Annotated in this window: 28 protein-coding genes and 1 tRNA gene; 8 read left to right on the forward strand and 21 right to left on the reverse strand. The window is 48.2% G+C overall.

What is annotated here, in order from left to right:
* Nucleotides 1–17: 17 nt before the first annotated feature.
* The 6 genes from flgE to KG631_RS12845 form a co-directional block, all read right to left on the reverse strand.
* Nucleotides 18–1,322 carry a flagellar hook protein FlgE gene (gene flgE / locus KG631_RS12820; RefSeq protein WP_214000096.1) on the reverse strand — a complete coding sequence of 435 codons (1,305 nt, stop codon included), beginning with the start codon at nt 1,320–1,322 and terminating at the stop codon, nt 18–20.
* A gap of 25 nt (nt 1,323–1,347) precedes the next feature.
* Nucleotides 1,348–2,046 carry a flagellar hook assembly protein FlgD gene (locus KG631_RS12825; RefSeq protein ID WP_214000097.1) on the reverse strand — a complete coding sequence of 233 codons (699 nt, stop codon included), beginning with the start codon at nt 2,044–2,046 and terminating at the stop codon, nt 1,348–1,350.
* Nucleotides 2,047–2,059: 13 nt separating this feature from the next.
* Nucleotides 2,060–2,479 carry a flagellar basal body rod protein FlgC gene (flgC, locus tag KG631_RS12830; RefSeq protein ID WP_214000098.1) on the reverse strand — a complete coding sequence of 140 codons (420 nt, stop codon included), beginning with the start codon at nt 2,477–2,479 and terminating at the stop codon, nt 2,060–2,062.
* Between the two features lie 2 nt (nt 2,480–2,481).
* Nucleotides 2,482–2,883 (reverse strand): flagellar basal body rod protein FlgB, encoded by a 402-nt coding sequence (flgB, locus tag KG631_RS12835; protein ID WP_214000099.1) that lies wholly within the window; start codon nt 2,881–2,883, stop codon nt 2,482–2,484.
* 71 nt (nt 2,884–2,954) lie between these two features.
* Nucleotides 2,955–3,788 (reverse strand): protein-glutamate O-methyltransferase CheR, encoded by an 834-nt coding sequence (locus KG631_RS12840; RefSeq protein ID WP_214000100.1) that lies wholly within the window; start codon nt 3,786–3,788, stop codon nt 2,955–2,957.
* A 16-nt stretch (nt 3,789–3,804) separates the two neighbouring features.
* On the reverse strand, nt 3,805–4,734 hold the full coding sequence (locus KG631_RS12845) for a chemotaxis protein CheV (RefSeq protein ID WP_214000101.1): 930 nt from the start codon (nt 4,732–4,734) through the stop codon (nt 3,805–3,807).
* 190 nt (nt 4,735–4,924) lie between these two features.
* Between KG631_RS12845 and flgA the strand changes: the two genes are divergently transcribed.
* The 3 genes from flgA (at nt 4,925) to flgN (ending at nt 6,479) form a co-directional block, all read left to right on the forward strand.
* On the forward strand, nt 4,925–5,635 hold the full coding sequence (gene flgA, locus KG631_RS12850) for a flagellar basal body P-ring formation chaperone FlgA (protein ID WP_214000102.1): 711 nt from the start codon (nt 4,925–4,927) through the stop codon (nt 5,633–5,635).
* 77 nt (nt 5,636–5,712) lie between these two features.
* On the forward strand, nt 5,713–6,045 hold the full coding sequence (flgM, locus tag KG631_RS12855) for a flagellar biosynthesis anti-sigma factor FlgM (RefSeq protein ID WP_214000103.1): 333 nt from the start codon (nt 5,713–5,715) through the stop codon (nt 6,043–6,045).
* Nucleotides 6,045–6,479 (forward strand): flagellar export chaperone FlgN, encoded by a 435-nt coding sequence (gene flgN / locus KG631_RS12860; protein WP_214000104.1) that lies wholly within the window; start codon nt 6,045–6,047, stop codon nt 6,477–6,479. The genes flgM and flgN overlap by 1 nt, the downstream gene beginning before the upstream one ends.
* A gap of 30 nt (nt 6,480–6,509) precedes the next feature.
* Here flgN and KG631_RS12865 read toward each other — a convergent pair whose 3' ends face one another.
* Nucleotides 6,510–6,974 (reverse strand): LPP20 family lipoprotein, encoded by a 465-nt coding sequence (locus KG631_RS12865; RefSeq protein WP_214000105.1) that lies wholly within the window; start codon nt 6,972–6,974, stop codon nt 6,510–6,512.
* Nucleotides 6,975–7,260: 286 nt separating this feature from the next.
* Between KG631_RS12865 and KG631_RS12870 the strand changes: the two genes are divergently transcribed.
* Nucleotides 7,261–8,319 carry a flagellar assembly protein T N-terminal domain-containing protein gene (locus KG631_RS12870; protein WP_214000106.1) on the forward strand — a complete coding sequence of 353 codons (1,059 nt, stop codon included), beginning with the start codon at nt 7,261–7,263 and terminating at the stop codon, nt 8,317–8,319.
* Nucleotides 8,320–8,355: 36 nt separating this feature from the next.
* Here the strand turns inward: KG631_RS12870 and KG631_RS12875 are convergent.
* The 9 genes from KG631_RS12875 to rppH form a co-directional block, all read right to left on the reverse strand.
* Nucleotides 8,356–8,430: transfer RNA gene (locus tag KG631_RS12875), tRNA-Arg, on the reverse strand.
* A 145-nt stretch (nt 8,431–8,575) separates the two neighbouring features.
* A complete protein-coding gene (locus KG631_RS12880; RefSeq protein WP_214000107.1) occupies nt 8,576–9,232 on the reverse strand; it encodes a FlgO family outer membrane protein in 657 nt (218 codons plus the stop codon).
* Between the two features lie 94 nt (nt 9,233–9,326).
* A complete protein-coding gene (locus KG631_RS12885) occupies nt 9,327–9,974 on the reverse strand; it encodes a FlgO family outer membrane protein (protein WP_214000108.1) in 648 nt (215 codons plus the stop codon).
* Complete coding sequence (locus KG631_RS12890) at nt 9,971–10,534, reverse strand: FlgO family outer membrane protein (protein ID WP_214000109.1); 564 nt, start codon at nt 10,532–10,534, stop codon at nt 9,971–9,973. Before KG631_RS12890 ends, KG631_RS12885 begins: the two co-directional genes overlap by 4 nt.
* A gap of 139 nt (nt 10,535–10,673) precedes the next feature.
* Nucleotides 10,674–11,507, reverse strand: a complete 834-nt coding sequence (locus KG631_RS12895; RefSeq protein WP_214000110.1) for a thymidylate synthase — start codon at nt 11,505–11,507, stop codon at nt 10,674–10,676.
* Entirely contained in the window at nt 11,504–12,334 is an 831-nt protein-coding gene (gene lgt, locus KG631_RS12900; protein ID WP_214000111.1) for a prolipoprotein diacylglyceryl transferase, read from the reverse strand. Before lgt ends, KG631_RS12895 begins: the two co-directional genes overlap by 4 nt.
* Nucleotides 12,335–12,382: 48 nt before the next feature.
* Nucleotides 12,383–13,177, reverse strand: a complete 795-nt coding sequence (locus tag KG631_RS12905) for a sulfite exporter TauE/SafE family protein (RefSeq protein WP_214000112.1) — start codon at nt 13,175–13,177, stop codon at nt 12,383–12,385.
* 68 nt (nt 13,178–13,245) lie between these two features.
* Nucleotides 13,246–15,504: a phosphoenolpyruvate--protein phosphotransferase gene (ptsP, locus tag KG631_RS12910; RefSeq protein WP_214000113.1), complete on the reverse strand. Its 2,259-nt coding sequence runs from the start codon at nt 15,502–15,504 to the stop codon at nt 13,246–13,248.
* 55 nt (nt 15,505–15,559) lie between these two features.
* Nucleotides 15,560–16,063: an RNA pyrophosphohydrolase gene (gene rppH / locus KG631_RS12915; RefSeq protein WP_214000114.1), complete on the reverse strand. Its 504-nt coding sequence runs from the start codon at nt 16,061–16,063 to the stop codon at nt 15,560–15,562.
* 416 nt (nt 16,064–16,479) lie between these two features.
* Between rppH and mutH the strand changes: the two genes are divergently transcribed.
* A complete protein-coding gene (gene mutH, locus KG631_RS12920) occupies nt 16,480–17,157 on the forward strand; it encodes a DNA mismatch repair endonuclease MutH (protein ID WP_365869036.1) in 678 nt (225 codons plus the stop codon).
* Nucleotides 17,158–17,168: 11 nt separating this feature from the next.
* Here mutH and KG631_RS12925 read toward each other — a convergent pair whose 3' ends face one another.
* From KG631_RS12925 to KG631_RS12940, 4 genes are all read right to left on the reverse strand, one after another.
* The gene (locus KG631_RS12925; RefSeq protein ID WP_301003802.1) at nt 17,169–17,993 is read right to left on the reverse strand and encodes a transporter substrate-binding domain-containing protein; all 825 of its coding nucleotides are present in this window, start codon (nt 17,991–17,993) and stop codon (nt 17,169–17,171) included.
* 237 nt (nt 17,994–18,230) lie between these two features.
* Nucleotides 18,231–18,686, reverse strand: a complete 456-nt coding sequence (locus KG631_RS12930) for a DUF4112 domain-containing protein (protein ID WP_214000116.1) — start codon at nt 18,684–18,686, stop codon at nt 18,231–18,233.
* A gap of 28 nt (nt 18,687–18,714) precedes the next feature.
* Nucleotides 18,715–19,557, reverse strand: coding sequence for a sterol desaturase family protein (locus tag KG631_RS12935; RefSeq protein ID WP_214000117.1), 843 nt, complete (start codon nt 19,555–19,557; stop codon nt 18,715–18,717).
* Between the two features lie 39 nt (nt 19,558–19,596).
* Nucleotides 19,597–20,514, reverse strand: coding sequence for a LysR substrate-binding domain-containing protein (locus tag KG631_RS12940; RefSeq protein WP_214000118.1), 918 nt, complete (start codon nt 20,512–20,514; stop codon nt 19,597–19,599).
* 105 nt (nt 20,515–20,619) lie between these two features.
* Between KG631_RS12940 and metE the strand changes: the two genes are divergently transcribed.
* Entirely contained in the window at nt 20,620–22,887 is a 2,268-nt protein-coding gene (metE, locus tag KG631_RS12945) for a 5-methyltetrahydropteroyltriglutamate--homocysteine S-methyltransferase (RefSeq protein WP_214000119.1), read from the forward strand.
* 65 nt (nt 22,888–22,952) lie between these two features.
* Here metE and cysB read toward each other — a convergent pair whose 3' ends face one another.
* The gene (gene cysB, locus KG631_RS12950) at nt 22,953–23,930 is read right to left on the reverse strand and encodes an HTH-type transcriptional regulator CysB (RefSeq protein WP_214000120.1); all 978 of its coding nucleotides are present in this window, start codon (nt 23,928–23,930) and stop codon (nt 22,953–22,955) included.
* A gap of 155 nt (nt 23,931–24,085) precedes the next feature.
* Here cysB and KG631_RS12955 point away from each other — a divergent pair, with 155 nt between their 5' ends.
* Nucleotides 24,086–24,775 (forward strand): ATP-binding protein, encoded by a 690-nt coding sequence (locus KG631_RS12955; RefSeq protein WP_214000121.1) that lies wholly within the window; start codon nt 24,086–24,088, stop codon nt 24,773–24,775.
* Between the two features lie 74 nt (nt 24,776–24,849).
* On the forward strand, nt 24,850–25,614 hold the full coding sequence (locus KG631_RS12960; protein ID WP_214000122.1) for a hypothetical protein: 765 nt from the start codon (nt 24,850–24,852) through the stop codon (nt 25,612–25,614).
* Nucleotides 25,615–25,665 lie beyond the last annotated feature (51 nt).

Raw genomic sequence — 25,665 nt, forward strand, 5'->3', positions numbered from 1 at the left:
TAGGAAGGGGGTTAAACTTAACGGATCTGCAGGACGGTCTGTTGCAGGGTGCTGTTAACCTCTAATGCCCGTGAGTTGGCCTGGAAGTTACGCTGCGCACTGATTAAATCAACCAGCTCCGTGGTCAGGTTAACGTTGGACTGCTCGAGCGCCGACGCATTTACCGCCCCGAAAGTACCAGTATTGCCCTGGCCGCCGATAGGCTCGCCTGAGGTCAGGCTTTGCTTCCAGGAGGTATTACCGACCTGTTTTAAGCCCTGGACATTAGCAAAGCGTACCAGTGTTACCTGCGCCAGGTATGATGAGTCGCCGTTGCTGTAAGTGGCAAGAACACGCCCAAATGAATCAATATCTACGCCGGTCAGGCTGCCTACAGTCGTACCATCCTGGCTCAGGTTATTGACATCAAAGCCTGAAGCATATTGCGTGGGTGCCCGCGTGCCCGAAGCATCCCGAAAGTTAACTACCACGTCATTTGCATACTGGGCACCGTTAGTTAAATAGCCGTTTGCCGGGTCATTTAATAATGCGGCAGGCAAGCGTACTTCCGGAATACCCAAGGTCGTATCAAAATTACCACTCGAATCGAAATAAATATCGTCACCCGGAATGGGGGAAGCGGTTTGGTCATCCCATACGACAAATGTTTCCCACTGTGATGGATCTGGCGCAGTGGTATCCACTTTCCTGAAATAGGTGGTCAGAATATGCGACTCACCCAAACTATCGTACACCGTAACTGAGGTGGAGTGATTGTATGTCGCACGATCGGTGGCATCAAACCCCAGACTTGCGGTTTCCAGCGCCCTTGAATCGACATTCATGCTAAGAAACACATTGTTGGTTTCGCGTGGTGCCCCTGCTGACGTTGGAATAGCAATAGGTGATGACGTACTTAAGCTCACTGAACTGTTCTCACCCGTTACCGGATCAACGGTAAACCCCTGCAAAAAGTTGCCGCGGTTATCGACAATAAAGTTATCTTTATTCAGCTTAAAAGCACCGGAACGGGTGTAGGTTAAATCCTGTGATTGTAAATCAGGTGTTGTTGCAAAAAAGCCTTCACCAGTAATTGCCAGGTCCAGAGAGTTATTAGTAAATTGCAATGACCCCTGGTTAAACTGCTGGGCAACTGTAGCCGTAGTAACACCATCACCCACTTTGGTTCTACCCGATGAAAAAATAGATGTTGCATAAACATCGGCAAATTCAGCACGAGACTCCTTAAAGCCGGTGGTGTTGACGTTGGCAATGTTATTTGCCGTGGTATCCAGATCTTTCTGGGCAGCAGCCAGGCCGCTTAACGCTATTTGAAAACTCATAAATCACCTCACCTTAAACGGTTGCTTAACCGTAAGAAACTTCCAGAACATCAGTTAATTTTACTGCCCCTAACCCAACCAGATTAAGAGTAATTCCTTTGCCATTGCCTGCCAGGCTTACGCTGGATACCGGGGTAAACACATTTACTGGTATCGACTCGTTCTCCCCGGCAAAACTGGCTTCAACTTTAATTTTGTAGACACCGGGTGGCATTGGTTCACCATTAGCATCAGTGCCATCCCAGACAAATTCGTTTTTACCCATTGCCGGGCTGTTGACGTCAAAATTGGTGACCAACTCGCCGTTGGGCTTTTCAATCCTAACCCGCATATTGTCCGCTGCCCGATCGAGATTTATGTGGCCCCGCGATAAGGAGTCACCGGTAAACACAATTTCATCTGACTGTGTCAGTACCGTGCGGCCAACCAGCGACGAGGCCTGCAATGCCTGGTTAGAGGTCATACTTTCAGAAAGCCCTTTAAAACTCTCGTTAAGTGAACCAATACCATCAGCCATAGTAAAATTAGTCATTTGGGCAATCATCTGATCATTTTCCACCGGCTTGGTGGGATCCTGATAAGCCAGTTGCTGGGTCAGCAACGCAAAAAAGTCAGACTGGGTCAGGGCGCCGTTATTTTTTTCCGGCACTTTATTGCCGTTTTCCCAGTACATGCCATCTAATGCAGGGTTAGTATTGGTCGGGTTATTGTTAATAGTACTCATCTGCTATTCCTTATTAACTCTGGCCCATTCGCAAGGTGCGCATGATCATTTGCTTTGCTGCATCTGCGGTCTGGACGTTGGTCTCGTATGAGCGGGAAGCAGAAATCATATTGGCCATCTCTTCCATAATGTTGACATTAGGTTTGTAGATATAGCCATTTTCATCCGCCAATGGATGATTAGGCGCATACTCCACGTTAAGGGGGGCATCTGACTCGACAATACCCAACACCTTTACCCCTGCACTGTCACCCTGCTGCCGTCTTGCCTCAGATAACTCGCTGGCGAATACCGGATGACGACCACGATAGGTTTCATCCACGCTACTGCTAACGCTGTTGGCATTAGCAATATTACTGGCTGTGGTATTCATTCGTACCGACTGTGCAGTCATGCCGCTGCCGGCAATATCAAATACTTTTGAGATGCTCATAATTATTGACCTGTACCGGTAAGTGCTTTTTTCAGCCCTGAAATCCGGCTATTTAGGAAAGTTAAACTGGCCTGGTACTCCAGGTTGTTTTGCATGACAGCATTGCGCTCGCGATGAATATCCACACTGTTACCATCACCGGTGTCAGGTTGATCTGGATGACGGTATAAGCTGTCTTTCGCCATAGTGGAAGCAATATGAAAATGCTGCTCATGAGTGCGGCTGGCGCTTTGTCCCTGGCGGGACTTCGCTAATTGCAGTGCCTGCTGAAAGTCAACATCTTTGGCTTTGTAGCCCGGGGTATCAGCATTAGCAATATTTTCGGCCAACACTTCAGAGCGTTTTTCACGAATTAATAATGCATGAGGGTGCATACCAAATGCTTTTTCAAAACTGATTGCCATTTTTTTGCCACCTTAACTGGAACTATGGCAAATCAAATGCAAAACACAGGCCAGTTTTTCAGCAGCGGAGGTTAAACCTTTTTACGATAAATAATGCCAGGGTTACAGCGGAGCATTTCAAAATCGTTGTTGACACTGGAAATAGATTCTGAGGCGCCCAGAAACAAATAGCCTCTGGGATTAAGTGATTGGGCAAACTGTTTAATAATTTTTGCTTTTAAATCAGGAGAGAAGTAAATAAGCACATTGCGACAAAAAATAATATCGAATTTGCCCAACAGGGTGTAGCTGTCAAGCAGGTTTAAATGCCGAAAACTGACGTTTTTACGGACAAAATCTTTTACCCGCATCATGCCGTTGCCGCTATCTTCAAAAAACCGGCTGCGCCGCTCTGGCGATAAGCCTCTTGATAGCGCCAGGCCGTCATACTCGGCCCGCTGACAGTGTTCAAGCATGGTATTCGAAATATCGGTACCCAGAATGTTCAGGCCCAGGCTAAATGATCCCGGCCGGCTTTGCTGGTACTCCAGACCGGTCATTGCAATTGAATAGGGTTCTTGCCCAGATGAGCTGGCCGCCGACCAGATTTTCAGGGTGCGGCAACTTTTTTCCAGTTCCGGCAGAATTTGTTTTTTCAATAACTCGTAGGGATAGGTATCCCGAAACCATAAGGTCTCGTTAGTGGTCATTGCATCGATTACGGCAGAGCGTAATTGCCGCTCAAACGGGCTTAAGGTTTTACCAACCAGCTCAGATAAGGTGGCAATATTAAAACGGTTCATAAGGGGGCCAAGCCGGCTTTTTACCAGATATTGCTTGTTGTCCCCCAGCACAATGCCACACTGCTGCTCGAGAAAATCCCGAAACAGTTTATACTCGCCTTCCTGTAGCTCTTTATTGGTCACTACTCGCCCTTAGCGCTTATTTTGCGTGCAGCCACTTTTGCACCGACTCTGCCAGTTCATCCGGATTAAATTTCGCAATAAAATCGTTGGCGCCCACTTTTTGCACCATTTGCTGGTTAAACACGCCACTTAACGAGGTATGCAAAATAACATGCAGGTTTTTCAGTTGTGGATCAAGCCTTATCTCTGCGGTAAGGGTATAGCCATCCATTTCCGGCATTTCTATGTCAGAGATCAGTAAACCCACTTTTTCGGTAACTGATGCTTCACATTCTTTCGCAACCTGTTGTAGATAGGTGAGCGCTTCGCGGCCATTGTTGACCAGGTGCATTTTAACCCCCAGCCCCTCCAGCGCTCTTTTTACCTGGTTGCGGGCTACGGTGGAATCATCAGCAATTAATATCAGCCGGTCTCCCAGGTCGCTGCTAATGGTTGCCGTATCTATGTCATCACTTATTGTGGTTGGCGACGGTGAGATCTCTTCCAGAATTTTCTCTACATCGAGTATTTCGATCAGTTCTTTGTCAATCTCGGTGACCGCCGTCAAATAGCTCTGCTTACCGCCGGTTCCCTTTGGCGGCGGCATTATTGCTTCCCAGTTTATATTAATAATGCGGTCCACTGAACTGACCAGGAACCCCTGCACTGAACGATTATACTCGGCGATAATGATAAAGGCAGTTCTGAGATCGGCAACCGGCTTACCACCGGTTGCCAGGCTAAGATCTATTACTGAAATAGTCTGCCCTCTGATATGGGCAATACCCCGCACATATTTATTCCGTCTGGGAATGGCAGTCAGCGCTGGACATTGTAGTACTTCGCGTACTTTAAATACGTTGATGCCATATCGTTGCTGGCCGGCCAATTTAAACATCAGCAACTCCAGGCGGTTCTGACCGACGAGTTGGGTGCGCTGATTGACGGAATCTAATATGCTGGCCATATGCCACTCCTGTTACTACATTCTGGCGTTATTATTGCAGTAACGCCTGTGGCGATATCACAATGAAGCAGCCAGAGTAAATTGCAACAGGCACTAAACCCGTTTATGTGGTTCAGCCACCTTGCAATATTAATTTAAGTTACACCGGCAATAGTATAACTGTTAGCCCCCAAAGCATAGCTGAAACCATATGAACAAGTACGATAAATTTTATCCGACTGTCTTTATCTTATTATTTTTTATCAGTAATCTGAGTTGGGCCAACGTATCAGACGTCGCCCAATATAGCCCGCAGCAATTGACTGAAATGACACAAAAATGGCTACAGCAAGAACTTAATATCAGCAGCAACAGCGCTACTCAAATAGAGGTGGTGCCACTGGACAATCGCATCGGTAATAAACAATGTGCTGACGCGCCTGAATTTAGCCGGCCACAACACAAAAATTCCCGCCAGTTTACCGTCAGTATCCGATGCAATCAGCCCGGGCCGTGGCAACTTTATATCCCGGTTAAAGTGACTGAAATGGTTGAGACCGTCACGGTGCGCCAAAATATTGCTACAGGTACGGTGATCACAGCCGATATGCTACAGACAGAAGATAAAGAGCGGCGCTTTGTCCGCGGTAATCTGGTTAGCGATCCGCGTCAGATAGTTGGCGCCAGAAGTAAAAGAGCAATGAACAACGGCCAACTAATTACAATGCAGGATCTTTGTCTTGTCTGCCGCGGGGATGTTGTTACAATACTGATTGACAACAGTGGCCTTAGTGTATCGGCCAGTGGTATCGCAGAACAGGATGGCACACTTGGCGATACCATATCGGTACAAAATCAACAGTCTGGCCGGACAATTCAGACAGAAGTGGTTGCTGTTAATCAGGTAAGAGTAAAATTTTAAAAAATAAATTAAAGTTTTTTAAAGCTCAGCCGTTAACCTGAACATAGGGAACTGGTTTAAGGTAAAGAGGTTCTATCATGGCGATAAATATCAATAACCTGCAGAATACGTCTCAGGTAAAGAATGACAAAGTTGATCAGACTTCACAGCGGCAGCAAGCCGCTGTGCAGCAAAATGCAACGCAACAGGCAACCCAGCAAGGTGCAGCACAGCGCCAGGACTCGGTATCGATAACACCACAGGCTAAGCAATTTACTAAATTGCAGGAAAAGGCCAATGCTGCCAGTGGCATCGATCAGGAGAAGGTTGATAAAATCAAGCAGGCCATTGCCGAAGGCAAGTACAAGGTAAATGTTGAGCAACTTGCCCGGCGGATTATGCAATTCGAAGGTGATTTGTTTAATAAATAATGAACAGCCAATTTGAACCTCTGAGCTCCCTGCTACAACAACAGCAAACGCAATTGGACGCGTTGCTGTTGTTATTACGGCAAGAACTTGCCGCCCTCGCCGCCCGCGATATCGATAGCCTTAACGCTAATACAGTACAGAAACAAACCTTGCTCGCTGAGATCCAAGCCACCGATAGCCGCATTGCTGCAAATGAACTGCTGCAAACCGCCAGAGAGCAACCCTGGTTCACCCAGCAGGTTGCTACGTTAGAACACCTACTCGCTGACTGTAAACAGCAAAATGATGTCAATCAGCTAACGCTGGAGCAAAGCCAGCTGACACTGCAACGCCTGAAAACAGAGTTATTGTCAGCAAGAGGAAAGTCTGGCTTAACCTACACCAATAAAGGTAAACCCACCGTTGACAACATGGGTAAAGGCATCAAAGCCTGATACTACTGCCGGACTGCGGATCTGAAATCGTTAATAATAGTGAATGCTTTTTATAGTCTGACGTGGATAGACGTTTTGATACAAATGATACACCTGCTCAAAATCAAGCTCTAACTCAGTAATATAAGCATCATCCAGCGCATAAGTTTTTACGACCCTTGCGCCACGAATTACCCCTTGCACCGACGTCCCAAACTGATCATTGCCGGCCACCATAGACCTGACACTATTGCTACTGTCAATTCTTTGACCATATACCTGCTCAGCAAGCTCGCGATAAGCTTCCAGCTTAGACGCCCGCATAGCCAGTAAAATCCGCTGACTGTCAGACTCACCCGGCTGCAACGAAATAGGCGCCATACCAACAGCATGTAGCAGAGGAAAGGCGTCGGGCTTAACCGGTGTATACTCAATATGCTTATCAAAAATCTGGCTGCAACTGCTTAACATCAGGGCAGATAGTGCAGAAAATGTGATAAAGGCTATTTTCTTCATAAGGCATCCGTAGTCAGGGTATATCCTGAATTATTGCTATCGATTCTACTGGCTTCTAAAGCAAATTCTGCGCCACCTTCCCGTTGGCAGGGTTAAATGCAGTTAAAAACGCCCCGGTATGCCGCTGCTGCCATGGGTCACGGTTTAACAAAGGCACAGTTTTTGCTTTAACTAAGAAATGAAGATAATTGCAACGCAATATTGGCCCTCTATGAAATTACGATATTTGATCAGTTCTTGCTGCGCTTTATTGCTTAGTGCACCTTTAAGTGCCAACTGGTATGAAATGACAGGGCAGGCACCAATAGAGCAAGGCGATATTGGCAAAGCTAAGCAAGCCGCCATTTCTGATGCTCTTGAAAGGGCCGCTTTATTTGCCGGGGTAAGGGTAACCAGCCAGCAACAGTTGGTAGCCGGGGTTATGCAGCAGCATCAGCTGACGCTGGACAGTAGCTCAGAAATTCGTGAGATACGCCTGCTAAATGAACACTACAACAACGACATGGTAACCGTTACGCTGCAGGCCGAAATTTTGCTGCAACAACAAAGTTGTGATGGCGCTGAGCAGAAAAAACCGCTGTTACTGGCCCAGGTTGCCCTTGGCGCCCGCCAGGATGCCGTTTATGGTCAGTTGTTTGCACTGGATAAAAATATAACGGCACAACTGTCGCGCCATATGCAGGATTACAGTCCTGCACTGTTTGTAACCACTCTTGATTACAGCATACAACCGGCTGCAATGAGCAACAAAGTGAATCGGCAGTTCTTCTCGGACGGCCAGCAATTTGTTTTGTTGACCAACATAAGTGACTTATCACTAGGTAAAAAAATCAGCCGTTTCTGGCAGGACGACCGTTATCAACGCTACTTTGCGCTGGATGTGTCACTTTTTGATTTGTTCAACAACCAGATTATATATCAGCAACAATACCGCACACAGGCAGACTGGCAGGCTGAAACCGCCATTGCGGGCAGCCATAGCCAGCAGTTCTGGCAACAGCCCTATGGTCAGAAAATTGATACTGTATTAAAAGCGGTCGCTAAAGATCTGCAGCAGCAAACCCAGTGCCAGGGATTACTGGCGCAAGTTAGCCATATCGACCAACATCAACTGGCGATCGATAAGGGCAGCCGGCAGGGGCTGAAGGCCGGTGACAGCATCACCGTGATGCAGATTCAACGTTTTGCTGGCAAAGATGGTCTGGAAAAGCTGCATAAAAGCCCGATCAACCTGAAGCTTACCGACGTTAGCACCGACACTGCCTGGGCCAGCGCCAGCACCCCGACTCTGCTAAGCCACTTACAAATTGGTGATTTGATTAGTATCGGTAACCCAGGTCTTTAGGTTGTTTGGTGTACGTCCAGATTGAGATGCCGAAGATGGCTGCCCCAGCAGGAATCGAACCTGCAACTGCCCCTTAGGAGGGGGCCGTTATATCCATTTAACTATAGGGCAAGTAGGTGGTAATTCAACGGGCAAAAGTCTAACAGAATAAGCGGCTTAAGTGAATGGTATCTTTGGCCCATGCATAAACAGTTGACGACGCCCTCACCAAAAATAAGACTAATGTTTTTCCCTGCGAAAGCTGAGCGGGATTTCGCTACCAACCATGCTGATCACTATCTAACACAAACTGCGGAATAAACTGGCTGGCGCTGGCCAGTATAGTTTTGTTTTTTAAATGCATAATCCGCACATTTACCTGGGCACCGCGTTGGTTTTGTTGCACGGTGCCACTGAGGATGTAATCTATTTGCTGATTGGCTGCTACCTGACCGGCCCGATTGCTGAATACCGCATCACCTTGTGCAGTAAGTTTAATACCACCCGTCAGTTTATGATCGACCATAGTGATGCCATAACGTGGCATTTGCTGTAAAAAGCGCTCTGCCAGGGCATTGCCGAGCGGGTGCAGATTATTCCGTGACGGGGTTAACTCAGCAAAGCCTGCGACAGCAAGCCGGTAATCAGCAGCCGGCGCCGCACTATTTTGGTAAAGCTGCATAGCTAACTCAGCGACATAGTCGTCCAGTTGTTTATGGCTGGCGTAGAACCCGCCGCTTGCAGGATAGGCTGTCAACTGATAGTCAGGCGCTGTTTGCTCAGTGCGAGCGCCAGGTTCGGTAATAATGTAGGGCGTGTCTGTAGTGAGTTGTGGGTTATGCGAGTCGTCATTCTGACTGAGGGGTAACACGCTGCAGCCGCTTATTAACAGCGCCGCGCAGCTAAAGGTGATGAGAATACTTTTTTTTATCATGATATGCCCGATATACTGAACGTCTGTTTCAGTATATCGGCGAGATATAGGGTTTCTTTAGCCACAGTCTGTAATCTGAACGACTTTATTATGACTATTTAATTCGCATCACCTGTTCACCCTGACGGGAAATTACCGCCTGGACAATGTGCCGCGGTATAAAAGTGCGGGCCGCGGAAACTACCCGCTTATTGTCAATTTGTACCAGACGGGCATTAACTAATACGCCCTGCTGATGGGTAGTAAGTGTGCCTGTCACCACATAACGAATCGCCACCTCATCTGACAGCTCTTCATAGTTGCGGCTTAAGACAAAGTCCCCGGTTTCGGTTACCCGGATATAATCCGTCACTTTATAGTCCAGCACCGGCACCCCGAATTTATGTAAGTCGTAAATCATCGCTTCGCTTAAATGATTACTAAATACCGACCCCTGGTCGAGGGCTGAGTCGACATAACTGAAGTCTGTTACGCCAATCTGACTGTCACTATCCAGACTGTGCTGCAACGCCATTAATTCATGGGCCAGGTTGCGTACATAGTCATTAACCGTTAACAAGGGCAAACCAGCAGAACTTTGCGCATCGTTGCCGGCCGGTGAGACAAAGCTTGGCAGCTTGGCGATGCGTTGCGAGCGATTGTCCGGAGTATCACCACTTTGGCCGGTAACAGTGACACTGCGTTCCGGCACTGCACAGCCGCTGAGCGCTGTCAGTATTGTGAATGTTGCTAGCCGTTTCATTGATTTTCTCCTGCCGGGCTTTGCCGGTAAAACATGGCACCACGTTTGTTGACCTGCTGTGTGCTCCATAACACGTTTGCCGGTATGTAATCTGTCACGGCCGCCAAAACTTGTTTAGATGGAATATGGATTAGACGGGCATTTACAATCACCGCATCCTGTTGCAGGGTATAAGTACCGGTAAGCAGCGTATTGGCTTCGCCTTTGCTGTTAATGTCGCTAAGTTGCCGGCTTAACGCCTGCTCATAGTCTTCAGCCAGCATAACCTCATTGCTCAATCGGTATTCGTAAACGGCATAACCAAATTGACGGCTGTGAGCAAGCATACTCTCACTAAGCTGATTGGCAAAGTCGCGCTGCTCAGTGTTAGCGTCGCGCAAATGCAGAGCCGTCGCAGGCAAAAAACTACTAACGGCAATTTGCGGCCGGGTTAGCCAAAGCGGACTGTCGTCTAACTGGGCAAAGAGTTGCCGGGCTAAACGCTCTGTGTAAAACCCCAGCGGCTGCGGGCTCAGTTCAGATACCGTTGCTTGTTGCTGCCGGTGCCACCGGGCGTGCACAACCGGCCAGCACCGCACCTGTCAGCAAGCCAATTGCTGCAAACCATAGCCACTTCATATATACCTCTTTTCAAGCCTGAACGCTTTTGGCTATAGCAAAAGCAAGATCCAGGCCAGAAAATCATAGGTAATGTTGTCATTAAATCGCCACTGGCGCTTTAATATGGGGATGAGCCTGATAGTTCTCTAAAGTAAAATCAGTAATGCTAAAACCAAAGATATCTTTAATCTCCGGATTCAGCCGCATGGTTGGCATTGGATAAGGCTCGCGGGCCAGCTGCGTATTCACTTGATCCAGATGATTTAAATACAGATGGGCATCACCAAAAGTATGAACAAAATCGCCGGGTTGAAGATCACAGACCTGCGCTACCATCATGGTCAGTAAGGCGTAACTGGCAATATTGAAGGGTACACCAAGGAAAATATCAGCACTGCGCTGATAAAGCTGACATGACAGACGGCCATCATTAACATAGAACTGAAATAAAGTATGGCATGGCGGCAACGCCTGTTTACCCATAGCGGCATTTTCTTTCGGTGAGTAACGGGTATCGGGCAATACGGCCGGGTTCCAGGCGCTGACAATTAAGCGGCGTGAGTCAGGCGTGCGTTTAATATCATTGATTAGCTGGCTTATCTGGTCAATAACCTGGCCGTCATGGCTGGCCCAGCTGCGCCACTGCGCACCGTACACCGGGCCCAGTTCCCCACTGTCAGTCGCCCACTCGTTCCAGATGGACACGCCGTTGTCCTGCAAATAACCAATGTTAGTTTCACCTTTTAAAAACCATAGCAACTCATGAATAATCGAGCGTAAATGGCATTTTTTGGTGGTAATAAGCGGAAAGCCCTGCTGTAAATCAAAACGCATCTGGTAACCAAACATGCTAATAGTGCCGGTGCCGGTGCGGTCTGTTTTTTTATGGCCGTGCTCCAGCACATGACGCATTAAATCAAGATATTGTTTCATTTTGCTCCTCGCGCCGGTACTGCTGGTTTGCTATTAACGTAAATTATCAGGCCGAGGCCCGCTGCGATCATCGGCAGACACAGCCATTGGCCCATCGTCATACTGGCTGATAGTACGCCAAGATGAGCGTCTGGCTGGCGGAAGAACTCGACAAAAAAACGAAACACACCATAACCCAACAGGAATACACCACCCAATGTCCCGGTAGCCGGCTGGAAGCGCCGCACCAGCATAATAATAATAAACAGTAAAATGCCTTCCAGTGCCACATGATATAACTGCGAAGGATGACGGGGCACGTCACCGCCATTGGGAAAGATCATTGCCCACGGTACATCAGTAGTGCGGCCCCATAATTCGCCATTAATAAAATTGCCCAACCTGCCGGCAGCCAGCCCCAGAGGAATCAACGGGACAACAAAATCGCCAAGTTCCAGGTAAGACTTTCGGTACTTTTTAGCGAACCAGGCCATGGCCGCCAATACACCCAGTAAGCCGCCATGAAATGACATGCCGCCCTGCCAGGTCTTAAACAAGTAGAGCGGCTCTGCCACTAATTGCTCGAAGTTGTAAAAAAATACATAGCCCAGCCGGCCACCAACAATGACCCCGAGAAAACCGAAAAACAACAAGTCACTGACTTGCTCTTTCGTCCAGCCCGAGCCTGGCTTAGCAGCAGCCCGACTGGCTAGCCAGTAGGCAAGGCCAAATGCCACTGCATACATAACGCCGTACCAGTGGATATTTAATGGCCCATAACCAAACAACGGGCCTATTGAGACCAGTACCGGGTCAATATCAGGAAACTCGAGGTAGGAACTTGTCATTTTTATCCTTCAACACGTTAAAACCAGCCATTGTCATGGCTAAAAATACTAACTAAAGACCATTCTGACGGCTACCAGCATCAGAAATACCCCAAATACCCGTTTAATGGTGAGTACGGGCAGACGCTGGGTCATTGCGGCTCCAAGCGTCGCGGTAAATACCGACGTCGACACAATACCAGCCAGCGCAGGCAAATAAATATAACCAATAAACCCCTCGGTCAGTTGGTAGCGTTGCCAGCCGGCAATAACATACCCCAGGGTGCCAAGTACGGCAATAGCGATACCACTGGCGGCGGCACAGCCGATAGCCCGGCGCATATCGACAGAAAAGTAATTCAGTACCGGCACCACCAAAGCACCGCCACCGATACCCAGCAAACCCGATATCGCACCTAACACCGCTGAAATAGCGCCAAGCACAGGCTTCGCCGGCAACAGCGCCCGCCCTATGATACTGCGTGACCCCAGCATTCTCAGGGCCAGCAAAAATACAGCCACCCCGAAAATACCCCGTAACGTAGCGCCATTAATATGATGCGCTACCAGGCCAATTAAGCCGGCACCAAGACCTGCACCCAGCATAACGGTGCCGGCCAGCGACCAGCTGACATTATTGCGTTTATGGTGCGCACGAATGGAAGAGCCGGAAGTGATAATAATCGAGGCCAGTGATGTGGCTACCGCAACCACCATAACGTTATCCAGACTAACCACGCCTAATGCTGGCAACAGTACTACCAATACCGGTACAATAACCAGACCACCACCAATACCCAGTAAGCCCGCCAGAAAGCCAGCCAGGCAACCAATAAGCGCAGAGATCAGAAGTATTGTTAACAAAGGACATCTCAATATAAATACTGCGGTACAAGCCAGCTGCTTGCACCATTAAATAAGCTGAATAAGTTTTACGCTCTCAATTGGCTAAGCAACTGCTTTTGTTCCAGAAAACGCTGTACCAATTGTTTCACCTGCTTTGGCGACTGGCAAGCCAGCACTTCAGGCAATAGTGCTTCCAATTCAGTGACGTTCACCCGACGCAATAACCATTTAATTTTGGCCAGATTACTGTTGTTCATACTAAAGCGGCTATAGCCCATTGCGGCTAATACCAGTACGCCTGCGGGCTCCCCTCCCAGTTCACCACAAATACTGATAGGGAACTTTAACTGCCGGGCCTGCTCAGCCAATAAATTCAAGGCTCGTAGTACAGAGGGATGCAATGCATCATACAGGTTTGCCACCCGGGCATTGTTTCTGTCCACTGCCAGCAAATACTGGGTAAGATCATTGGTACCTACCGAGCAAAAATCGACTCGTGCTGCCAATTCAGGTAGCTGATACATAATGGAGGGGACTTCAATCATTACGCCAATTTTTGGTTTAGGCAGCGCAATATTAAGCTCGTCACTGACTTCAAAACTGGCCTGGCGGATTAGCCGGATTGCTTCATCCACCTCTGCCAGATCAGAAATCATTGGTAGCAGAATATGTAAATTATCCAGGGTGATATTGGCTTTTAGCATCGCCCGGATTTGCACCAGAAAAATCTCCGGATGATCGAGTGTCAGCCGTATACCACGCCAACCCAGAAAGGGGTTCTCTTCAACGATACTGAAATAGGGTAGTGCTTTATCACCACCGACATCCAGTGTGCGCATTACCACAGCCTTGCCAGCATAACCACTCAGAACTTTACGGTATAGCTCCACTTGCTCTTGCTCAGTGGGAAACCGATTACGCATAATAAACGGAAACTCAGTTCGGTAAAGCCCCACACCATCGGTATACTCAGCATTACTGGTTTCCAGCTCAATTGCCAGGCCACAATTTACCATCAGCTTAAATGCTTTGCCGCAGGCAGATTGTGACGGCAATGCTACTTCCTGCTGATAGCGCGCCGACAGTTCAGCATCTTCATTAATCAGCCGGCGGTATTCGGCACAAATAGCCTCCACCGGCGACAGCAGAATATGACCTTCGTAACCATCAACAATCACCTGCTGATTTTGCCAGTGCAGCAATGGCAGTTCGTTTACGCCCATGACTGCAGGTATACCCAGCGCCCTGGCCATAATTGCGGCGTGTGAGTTGACCGATCCCCGCAGCGATACTATAGCTACCAGCTGCTCCCGCGGCACTTCAGCCAGCATGGTTGCAGTGACATTGTCAGCGACCAATACCACCCGCTGTGGTAGTTTCACTTTGCGTTGCTCAGAATCGAGCAGATTATTCAGAACCCGCTGCCCTAAATCGCGGATATCAGTACCCCGTTCCCGCAGGTAAGGGTCGTCCATATCATCAAACTGGCGGGCGAATTTCTCCACCACCCGCTTTAACGCACTTTTAGCGCACCAGCCTTCAGCAATTTGTTGCTCTATTTCCCGGCCGAGGCTGGCTGCATCAAGCAGTTGATGATAAACATCAAAGATCGCCAGTGCATCGGCTGGTATATGACCCGCCATTCGCTCGGCCAGCCGGTTAAACTCGGCCTTGGTGATTTTGACCGCCCGGTAAAATAAGGCCAGCTCTTTTTCAGGTTCGTCAGACTTTTTCAGGGAAATGGCATCAAAATCACTGGACGGCTGCAAGACATATGCTTCGCCGATGGCCATGCCTGGCGCACCTGGCAAACCTGCCAGCTGACCCGATTTTGCCATAGTAGACGGGCTTTGGCTGGCCGCGTCACGCATTTCTGCATTGGCCAGCACTGAGGCGAGCTGTGCCCCAAGCGTAACCAGAAAAGATTCTTCGTCTTCGCTAAACACCCGCTCAGCCGACTGCTGAATGGTTAATACGCCAAGTACTTTACGATGATGGATTATTGGACAGCCAAGAAAGGCAGAGAAACGGTCTTCACTCACCTCAGGAGTAACCCTGAAACGCGGATGAAGCTGGGCCTGGGCAAGGTTTATCGGCTCCTCCCGCTGCCCTACCCAGCCAATCAGGCCTTCAGAAAAACCGATAGCAACTTTACCAACCGCGTCCTGATTTAAACCGTCAGTGGCCATCAGCATAAAGTGCTGTTGTTGATAATCAGCCAGATAAACCGAGCAGCATTCTGTTGCTAACGCGGTTTTAATACTTGAAACTAAGCCAGCCAGAGCATTGTCTAGAGCTGGCTCCTGAGCCACATCCTGAACAATCCGCCGTAACTGGCTTAGCATAAGAACCTCATTGTCCTGTCGGTTTTAGCAAATTCACTATTTGTTATATTTTTGCTTAATATTTTTTCTTAACATCTCTGCGGCTAAATGGCAAAGCGACCGGGGCAAATTCTCGCATGACTTTTCGATACACTTCTCGTTTAAAAGCCACTACCTGACGCACCGGATACCAATAACTGACCCAGCGCCAGTTATCGAACTCAGGATGCGATGTTACAGCCAGATTTACATCTTCTTCCCGACAGGTCAAACGCAATAAAAACCATTTTTGCTTTTGCCCGATACACACAGGATTGCTGTCTTTACGAATTAAGCGTTTCGGAAGTTTGTAGCGCAACCAATGCTTAGTAACACTGATTATTTCTACATCTTCAGGCCGGAGCCCGACTTCCTCATGCAGTTCGCGATACATGGCCTGCTCTGGCGTTTCGCCATCGTCGATGCCACCCTGTGGATACTGCCAGGAATGCTGACCATACCTTTTCGCCCAAAACACCTGTCCCTGGGTGTTACAAATCACTATGCCGACATTGGCCCGAAAACCTTCGGCATCGATCACACAAACCTCTAGCGAGTCTATTTCTGCTATAACAAAGATTCTTTCACAAAGTCGCGGTTACGGCAAACACAATTTCACCCGGGCTATTGCTTATGTAAAGCAAAGTTATCCACATTTATCATTTCTTAAAACCAGCCGATGTGAACTTCTTCACAGACTCTGTGGATAAAACTGTTGTTAAGTTGCGAAAGGCTGTTGAGTAACAATAAAGTCTGCCAGTTCAACATTGGGCCACTCCGACTTAAACCTGATAATTACAATAACTTATAGACTTCAGAATACCGAAACTCACTTTTCTTAGCTGTGCATAAGTTAGTTTGCTGCGTTTTTAAGCAGCACCGCGGCGATAAAAATGCTAGGGTAAAGCGTGGTTGAAACCACTTAATACAGCGAATGGCCTTTTGAGCACTACCCCTGTGAAAACTACCGAACAACTATTACAACATTGCCACAATATTGCAGGCCTGACGCTTGGCCAGTTGGCTAGTCAGTTAAAAGTAACTATTCCTGCAGATTTAAAGCGAGACAAAGGCTGGGTTGGTCAATTGCTGGAACTGGCCTTGGGTGCCGAAGCCGGCTCTCAGGCACTACCTGACTTCCCGGCGCTGGGCATTGAATTAAAAACGTTACCGATTGATCAGCAAGGTAAGCCACTGGAAAGCACTTACGTCTGTGTAGCGCCACTGACTGGCGTTACCAGTCAAAGCTGGCAGCAATCATGGATATGCCAGAAACTGCAACAGGTACTCTGGGTACCCATATTGGCGGAACGCCAGATCCCATTGGCAGAGCGAATCATTGGCACCGCATTTTTATGGCAGCCGTCAGCCTCAGAACAACTGGCGCTGCAACAAGACTGGGAAGAATTAATGGAATTAATTACCCTCGGAGGTATTGACCAAATCCGTGGTGCCCATGGCAAGGTATTGCAGCTCAGGCCAAAAGCGGCCGACAGTAAAGCCCTGACGTCGGCTGTCGGCGCCAATGGTGAGCCAATTAAAACCCTGCCCCGTGGTTTTTACCTGAAGGCCAGTTTTACCGCAGCCATTCTCCAGCGCCAATTTAATCTGGCTGAACAACAGGTAAAAAGCTAAACTGCTCAGCGCTAGTCCTGATATCGCTGAACTATTTGCTGATATAAACCATTTTGTTTGATCGCTGCTAAACCCCGATTAAACTCAGCGACTGATTGCTCTTCAACAGACGCTTTGCTGAACATTACATAGACATCATTATTACCCAGGGTTATCTGGTGCGGCTCAATAAGTTCATCCAGTCCTTTGCGTCGCAATATTGACGCGGCAACAAAGCTATCTTCCAGCAAACCGTCAATTTCCTCGTCCAGTAAACGGGCCATATTCATTTCACTGATAATTGCGCCAACAAATTGTGGCCGGGACTCAGCAGAGGCATACAGCTCGGCAATTTCATCACCGTAATAGTACTCATTGACGATACCAAGTTTATGACCAGCGCCGATAAACTCCTCGATGTTGCTAACGGGCAAGTCAACGTCAGCTGCCCGCACAAATAATGAAAACTGTTCCTGGCGGTAGGGTTCAGAAAAATAGGCAAATGCCTGTCGATCTTCAGTAATTGAAGCGCCAAGCACAAAATCGATTTCTCCCTCTCTTAACAAGCCAAGCAGTTCAACCCAACTCCCCTGAACAATACTCAGTTCACACTGCATTTCGGCAGCGACCGCCCTTACCAGCTCAACATCGAGGCCGGTAACGGTGTTGCCGACTGTCATATACTGGTACGGCTCCCACGCATCAAAGCCCATGGTCAGTGAGCATTGTGGTGGTACCGCTGACATACGCTGTGCTGTCGGCTCGGCCGGCGTCGCGATTTCGGGTTCAGACACAGGTTTGCAGGAAACTATTACTAACATCAGCGTTAACAACAGTAAAAGCTTGATAGATTTCATAAATCACCTCGGGGTGCTATGACTTTATTCAAGCTTAGTGCAAATTGCTTTTTTTGCGCAGCTGTGCCCAAACTTATTCAGGCATTTTTTCTGGCGGAGCGGAGGTTAACATTGCCGGCATTACCAACCCGAGCTGGCAACAGTCATAGATTTGCCAGAGTTGAAGCAATTCAGACACTGCCCCAGCGCTTTACTGAACATCAAATCCAGATCATCATTTCCCGATACAATTCGCTTTTAACTACTGATAGCCGCCACAAGCAATCCTACTATCCAAACGATAAAGGCGACTGTCAGTGCCAGAATACCAAACAGCGCAACAACGAATAATATGTTTTGCATAACTGATTTTCGGTAAACTCGTTTAGGTTGCTGCAGATAATCTTCCAGTAAAGCAACATTGCGCCTATTCGATTTCCAGACAAAATCAAACAAATCACCGGCGACTGGAATAGCGCCAATTATCGTATCAATCATCATATTTATAATCATTTTGCCCAATATCATACGCGGCACACCTAACTGATAGGCTTTATAGATAATGGCGCTGGATAAGAGGCCGGTAATAAAGTCACCTACTCCTGGTATTAATCCAATGACCCCATCCAGACCAATTTTATAGCCACCCGGTAGCGGAATACTCTCGTCCAGGAACCAGGCCAGGCGCTGAGCAAAACGACTTTTTGTTTTCATTGGTCGGTATCCTTTTCCAATTGAATTGCTATCGGTATTCCTTGGCTGGCAACTTTCCTGGCATTTTCAGTAATACCTTCCAAGCTGGCTGCGACCGCTCTTTACAGCGCAATTCCTGCCACATTCGCCGCCATTCATAAAACGTAATGGTGAGCGGATTAGTCGAGTTGAAATCATCAGTAATCCCATAGCGACAAGGTTCGTCGGCTTGTTCAGAGACAAAAGTCCCAAACAGCTTGTCCCAGATAATCAGTACCCCGGCAAAATTACGGTCAATGTAAATAGCATTGCAGGCGTGATGCACCCGATGGTGCGATGGGGTATTAAATACTTGCTCCAGCAAGCCCAGCCGGCCAATGGCCTGGGTATGCACAAAAAACTGGAATGCCAGGTTAAGGGCAACTACGGCGAACACTAATTTCGGGTCATAACCCAGTAAAATCATTGGCAACCAGAATAACCACATGCCGGACAATGGATAAGTCAGACTTTGCCGAAAAGCCGTACTGAAATTCATTAGCCGCGAACTGTGATGTGCGACATGCGACGCCCACAGCCAGCGGATGTGATGCGAACCACGATGAAACCAGTAGTACAGGAAGTCCTGCAGAATAAACGCCAGCAGCAAGTTAAGTGCCGTTAGTTCAATAGTAAACACCCTATACTGATGCAGCCAGTAAAAAAACGGCATTAACAATAGAACCGCCAGCATATCTGAGCCCTGGTGCAATAGCGCCAATGAAGCGTTAGCTACTGTATCACGCCATTGGTACCAGCTAAGCTTTTTGAGTACAGCATAACGCCACTCCAACACTACGCAGAGCAGAAACAACGGGCTTAACAACAATAATATTAATTCAACTGGTGGCATAGCTGTTCGCTATCAATGATAACCGCGATAAATAGTACGTTAATCGGGGCCCCCAGTACAAGCAACATGGGTGCTCTGCGGCCGGTGGTTCCGCAAGACGTGCGTCAGGTGTTGAATCGCATCAGTCTGCGCATCCTGTCGCCGGCAACCAAGAAACATCGGCCGCCACAAGCCCCGACGTCCCAGGGCCAGGCTGGCTATTAACCCATGCTGTAAAAAGGGCTCTGCCATCCAGTCAGGCAATACCGCTACCCCCTGCTCAGCGGCGACCAATTGCAGGATCTGGCTGGCCTGGCTGACTTGCCGCTGCACCCCCTTAAATGGTAGTGTTTTCAGAAAATACCGTAAAACGTCCTGCCGATGCTCAGGTATAGGATAGCCCAGTAAAGTTTGCTGCTGCAAATCAGCGGGTTCTAACCAGCGCTTTGCTGCTAACGGGTGCTGCGGGCTTAGTAAGGCCCGCAGTTGCATAGTGAAAAGAGGCTGGTAACTCACTCTGTCATCAGCGCGTTTATCGGAGGTCAGCACTACGTCCAGCTCTCCTTGCAGCAGTTTTTCCACCGCCAAATGCTCAATTTCGGCTACCCAGTCAATCTGATAATGCGGAAATTGCCCCGTAAATACTTTAACCGCTGGCATTAACCAATGGAAACAGGCATGACATTCGACGCACAATTTCAGCACTGTGAAGTCAGTTGCAGCCGGCCTTAGCAACTGGTTGAGCGCGCTAATTTCCGGCAAAATCTTAGCCGCACTTTGCAGTAACAACTGGCCACAGGGCGTAAAAACAACCGGCTGGGATTTGCGAATAAACACTTGCTGGCCCAGCCGGCGCTCCAACTCTGCCAGTTGATGCGATAGTGCAGACTGGGTAACACAAAGGAAACCTGCCGCAGCCTGCACCGTACCGAGATCGGCAATCGCCTGAATAGCTTTCAGATGTTTAATTTCAATCATTATGAGTTTTCTTCATCTGCCACACGCCTTTTTTTCATTTGTCAGCAACAGCATAATCACAAACAATAGACGCTTCAACATCTAGACGTCTAAAAGGAAGAAATTATGCAAACTCACAATCTTGGATTTCCCCGTATTGGCCGCAAACGTGAATTAAAAAGAGCACTGGAAGCCTACTGGCAGGGTGACATCAGCCAGCAACAATTACTGCAAACTGGCAGCAACTTACGCCAGCAACACTGGCAGTTGCAAACCGACGCGGGAATTGACCTGGTACCGGTCGGCGATTTTGCCTGGTACGATCATGTGCTGGCGACATCGCTATTACTTGGGGTGATCCCAGAGCGTCACCGCGCGGATAACGATGCAGTCGATCTCAATACGCTGTTTCGGATTGCCCGTGGTCGCGCCCCTAAAGGTAAGCCTGCCGCCGCCAGTGACATGACTAAATGGTTTAATACTAATTATCATTATATTGTGCCGGAATTTGCTGAAGACCAGATATTTCAGTTGACCGATAACTTTTGGTTTGAGCAAATTGCCGAAGCGCAACAAGCCGGCATAAATGCTAAACCGGTACTACTGGGGCCGCTAAGTTACCTGCACTTGGGAAAGAGCGAGACCGGACAGGATAAGCTGGCGCTGTTACCCCAGCTGTTACAAACTTATCAGCTAATTCTCAACCGGCTGAACGCTTTGGGGATCAACTGGCTGCAACTTGATGAGCCCATACTGGCACTGGAGCTGGACGATAGCTGGTTGCAGGCATTTGTTGCAGGCTACCAGCAGCTGAACAAAGGCGAGGTAAAGTTGCTGCTGGCAAGCTATTTTGGTGATGTCAGCCACCAGTTGCCGGTGCTGACAACGCTGCCCGTAGACGGCCTGCATCTCGATCTGGTGGCCGATAACAGTGATTTAGCAGTGCTGCATGAGGCTGTGCCAGACAACTGGGTATTGTCGGCTGGCGTTATAAATGGCCGCAATGTCTGGCGCAGTGACTTAACCGCTTTGTACCAGCAGTTGCTGCCGGTGTATCAGCAGCGCGGGGACAAGCTCTGGCTGGCCCCCTCCTGCTCGCTGCTGCATTGCCCGGTTGACCTTGAGTTGGAAACAAAACTGGATAGCGAATGCCGCAGCTGGTTTGCGTTTGCCAAACAAAAATGCCAGGAACTGGCAATGTTAAAACATGCCCTGCAGACCGGCGAATTAGCTGCCATTAACCAATACAGTTTGCCAGTGAAAGCCAGAGCAAACTCGGGCAGAGTGCATAACCCGGCGGTGCAGCAGGCTGTAGCTGAGTTGAAAACATGTACAGCCAGTCGTTCCTCACCTTTTAGTCAGCGCCAGCAAGCACAGCGCCAGCACTTTAAATTGCCACTATTGCCGACGACGACTATTGGTTCCTTCCCGCAAACCACCGATATCCGGCAAAGCCGGCTGGCGGTAAAGACAGGTAAAATTGATTTCCACCAATACCAACAGCAAATAAAACAGCACATACAGTTGGCCATTGCAGAACAAGAGCAAATAGGACTTGATGTGCTGGTACATGGTGAAGCTGAGCGCAATGATATGGTGGAGTATTTTGGTGAATTACTGGAAGGCTTTGTGATTAGTCAGTCTGGCTGGGTTCAGAGCTATGGTTCACGTTGTGTTAAACCCCCAATCATTGTTGGTGACGTCAGCCGGCCGCAGCCGATGACGGTAGCATGGAGTTGCTATGCCCAGTCGCTAACCAGCAAGCCAGTAAAAGGCATGCTGACCGGACCGGTAACCCTATTAGGCTGGTCTTTCCCGCGCGAGGATATCAGCAGGCGGGATATAGCTTGTCAGCTCAGCCTGGCATTACGAGCTGAAATACTGGACTTACAAGCTGCGGGTATTGAAATAATTCAGATTGACGAACCGGCGCTAAGAGAAGGTTTGCCGCTACGACAAAGTGAGTGGCCGTCATATCTGGAGTGGGCAGTAGCAGCATTTAAGCTGTGTTGCAGCGAAGTTCGTGATACCACGCAAATTCATACCCATATGTGTTACAGCGAGTTCAATGACATTATTCAGGCCATCGCTGCACTGGATGCTGATGTTATTACCATCGAGACGTCCCGTTCGAATATGCAATTACTGAGCGCATTTGAGCACTTTGCTTACCCGAATGAAATTGGCCCGGGCGTGTACGATATTCATTCCCCTAACGTGCCCACAGTTAGCTGGATAAAGCAGCTCATTAGGCAGGCCGCCACTAAAATTCCGGCTGACAGACTATGGGTCAACCCGGATTGCGGCTTAAAAACCCGGGGCTGGGATGAAACTCGCTCTGCCCTGATAAACATGGTTAAAGCCTGCAAAGAACTGCGCAGCGAGCTGTTGTAGCAAATGGAAATAGAAGGTGATAAAACGGCCAGGACCGCGACCTGACCGTTTTTTAACGGCAGGTTTTAACGTACCGGTAACTCAAAGCTGTCAAACATCCGGTCAATTTCTTCCTGATTGCGCAATAAATTGGCCCGTTCTACTACGTCTTTTGTCAGGTGAGGGGCAAACCGTTGAATAAAGTCGTACATGTATGTCCGTAAAAAGGCTCCCTTTCGAAAACCAATTTTGGTAGTCGACGCTTCAAACAAGTGCCTGGCATCCAGGGCAACTAAATCTTTATCAAGTTGTGGATCGATAGCCATCGATGCGATAACCCCTACCCCCAGGCCCAACCTGACATAGGTTTTTAGTACATCAGCATCAGTTGCGGTAAATACAATACGTGGCTCCAGACCTTTGGCGGCAAAAGCGCGGTCAAGCTCAGAACGCCCGGTAAAACCAAATACATAAGTGACGATCGGATGCTGTGCCACGTCTTCTACCGCAATTTTCCGGCCAAGCTGAGCCAGAGGATGGTCCTGCCTGACGATAACACTGCGGTTCCAGTGATAGCACGGCAGCATCACTAAATCACCATATAAATGCAGCGCTTCCGTGGCTATAGCAAAATCAGCTTCACCACGTGACGCCGCCTCGGAGATTTGTTGCGGTGAGCCCTGGTGCATATGCAGCGAAACTTTAGGGTATTTTTGCATAAAACCGCTGATAACCGACGGCAAGGCGTAGCGGGCCTGAGTATGGGTGGTGGCGATATTCAACTTACCCTGATCAGGTAACGTATGCTCCTTGGCCACCGCTTTGATACTTTCAACCTTGGCCAGAATTTGCTGAGCTATTTCAATCACATCACGTCCGGCCGGGGTCACATGGGTTAAATGTTTGCCGCTGCGGCCAAATACCTGGATACCAAGCTCATCTTCCAGCATTCTAACCTGTTTACTGATCCCAGGTTGCGAGGTATAAAGGCTTTCTGCCGTTGCAGACACATTTAAGTTATGGTTTAACACCTCTACAATGTAACGCAATTGCTGTAATTTCATCTGGCCCAGGTCCGGTAAAGAATGATCACCGTTCAATATACCCGTCTTGTCAGATATTCCAACTAATTTTTATATTCGGCAATGCTATAACTATTAGTAGCAAAAAATTTTAACAACAGAATGACAGACATTTCCGTCTGATGCCCGGAGCCGTTATGCCTAACACCACAGAAATCGACTTTGCCACTGTTCTGGCATGCAGTGTTCATGATATGAAAAATTCCTTGTGTATGGTCATTCAGTCGGCAGAACTCATTCAGGCCGAGGGCAGTAAATTGTCGCATGCCGCTCGTGAAGAACTAGCCTTGCTTAATTATGAAGCAAACCGGCTTAATTCGAACTTATTGCAGTTGTTGTCGTTGTATCGCCTTGATCGTCAGCAATTACCGGTACAAATTGACCAGCATTACCTGAGTGAGTTGTTTGAAGAGCTGCTATTGAAAAACCAATACTATGCTACTCAGCGCGGGCTTGAAGTGACGGTTAACACCGAAGACGATTTAAACTGGTTTTTTGACCGCGATCTGGTATTAAATATTCTGAACGATGCAGTTGCCAATGCGCTTCGTTACAGCCATAAACGGATAATCGTCAGTGCAGAGGTATCTGACAATATGTTGCATATCGAGGTTGCAGATGATGGCCCTGGTTTCCCTGACTTTATGCTGGACCACGCCGCAACGGATATGCAAAAACTGGATTTACGTCATGGTCATACCGGGCTTGGTATATTTTTTGCCAAGTTGATCGCTCATGCTCATCACAATAAAAACCTGCGGGGCAGGGTAAGTCTGCAGAACAACGGTGAGCTTAGTGGTGGTAGCTTCAGGTTAACGTTACCCTGACATTCAGAAAACTGTTCATTGCCATCAATTCAGATTACTATAATTTATAAACGCGAAAACGGTCAGAGGTCTGCATGTTGTTACCCATTATCATCTCGCTAATTGTAGCCCTGGTGATTATTGCTGTTGTCGTCAATGTTGTGCAACAACATAAAGAGCGGATAGCCAGCCTTAAACGCGCTGAATTTACCAAATTACGTCATATGCTGGATGAGACAGAGGATATGCTGGCCAATACGGCTAATGTACCGTTTACTCCAGCCATTACCACAATGCTCCTGAAGCGGGCCACTTTTGCCTTGCGCGCTATGATTGAACTGGATCCGGCTACCAGAGAATTAAAACAACGGCTGCAAGAGAAAGAGAGCCGCCTGAACGAACCGGCTAGTACCGATGTACCAGGCAATGACAATCTGACCCTGCCTGATAACGACCAGCAATTAATCGGTCTTATCCGCGGCATCAAAAAACTACGCACCACTTTGCGCAGTGAACATGCCCGAGGTAACATCGATACCTCTACCGTTATTGCCGAAGATAAACGTTTGGAAGTACTGCAATTACGAATTAATGTCGAAAGCCAGATTAAGCGTGGCAAGCAAGCCCGCAGCAACAATATGCTTGGTTCAGCCCGTCAGTATTTTGAAAAAGCCCTTACGTCACTAAATGGCAGCAGCCATCAGGATGACTATGTCGTTAGCCGTAAAGCCGAAGTTGTGCAAACTCTGGAGGATATTGCTACTGAGCTTAAGGCGGGCAATTTAAGGGATCGGGAAAAGAAAGAAGAAAAAGAAAACAAAGATATCGACGAGCTGTTTGCGCCTAAACGTAAATGGTAAGCAGAAAAATGGCACCCTGCCGGTGCCATTTTTGTTCAGCCAAAAATTAAG

The sequence above is a fragment of the Arsukibacterium sp. genome (assembly GCF_018402695.1).
Classification (GTDB): Bacteria; Pseudomonadota; Gammaproteobacteria; order Enterobacterales; family Alteromonadaceae; genus Alishewanella.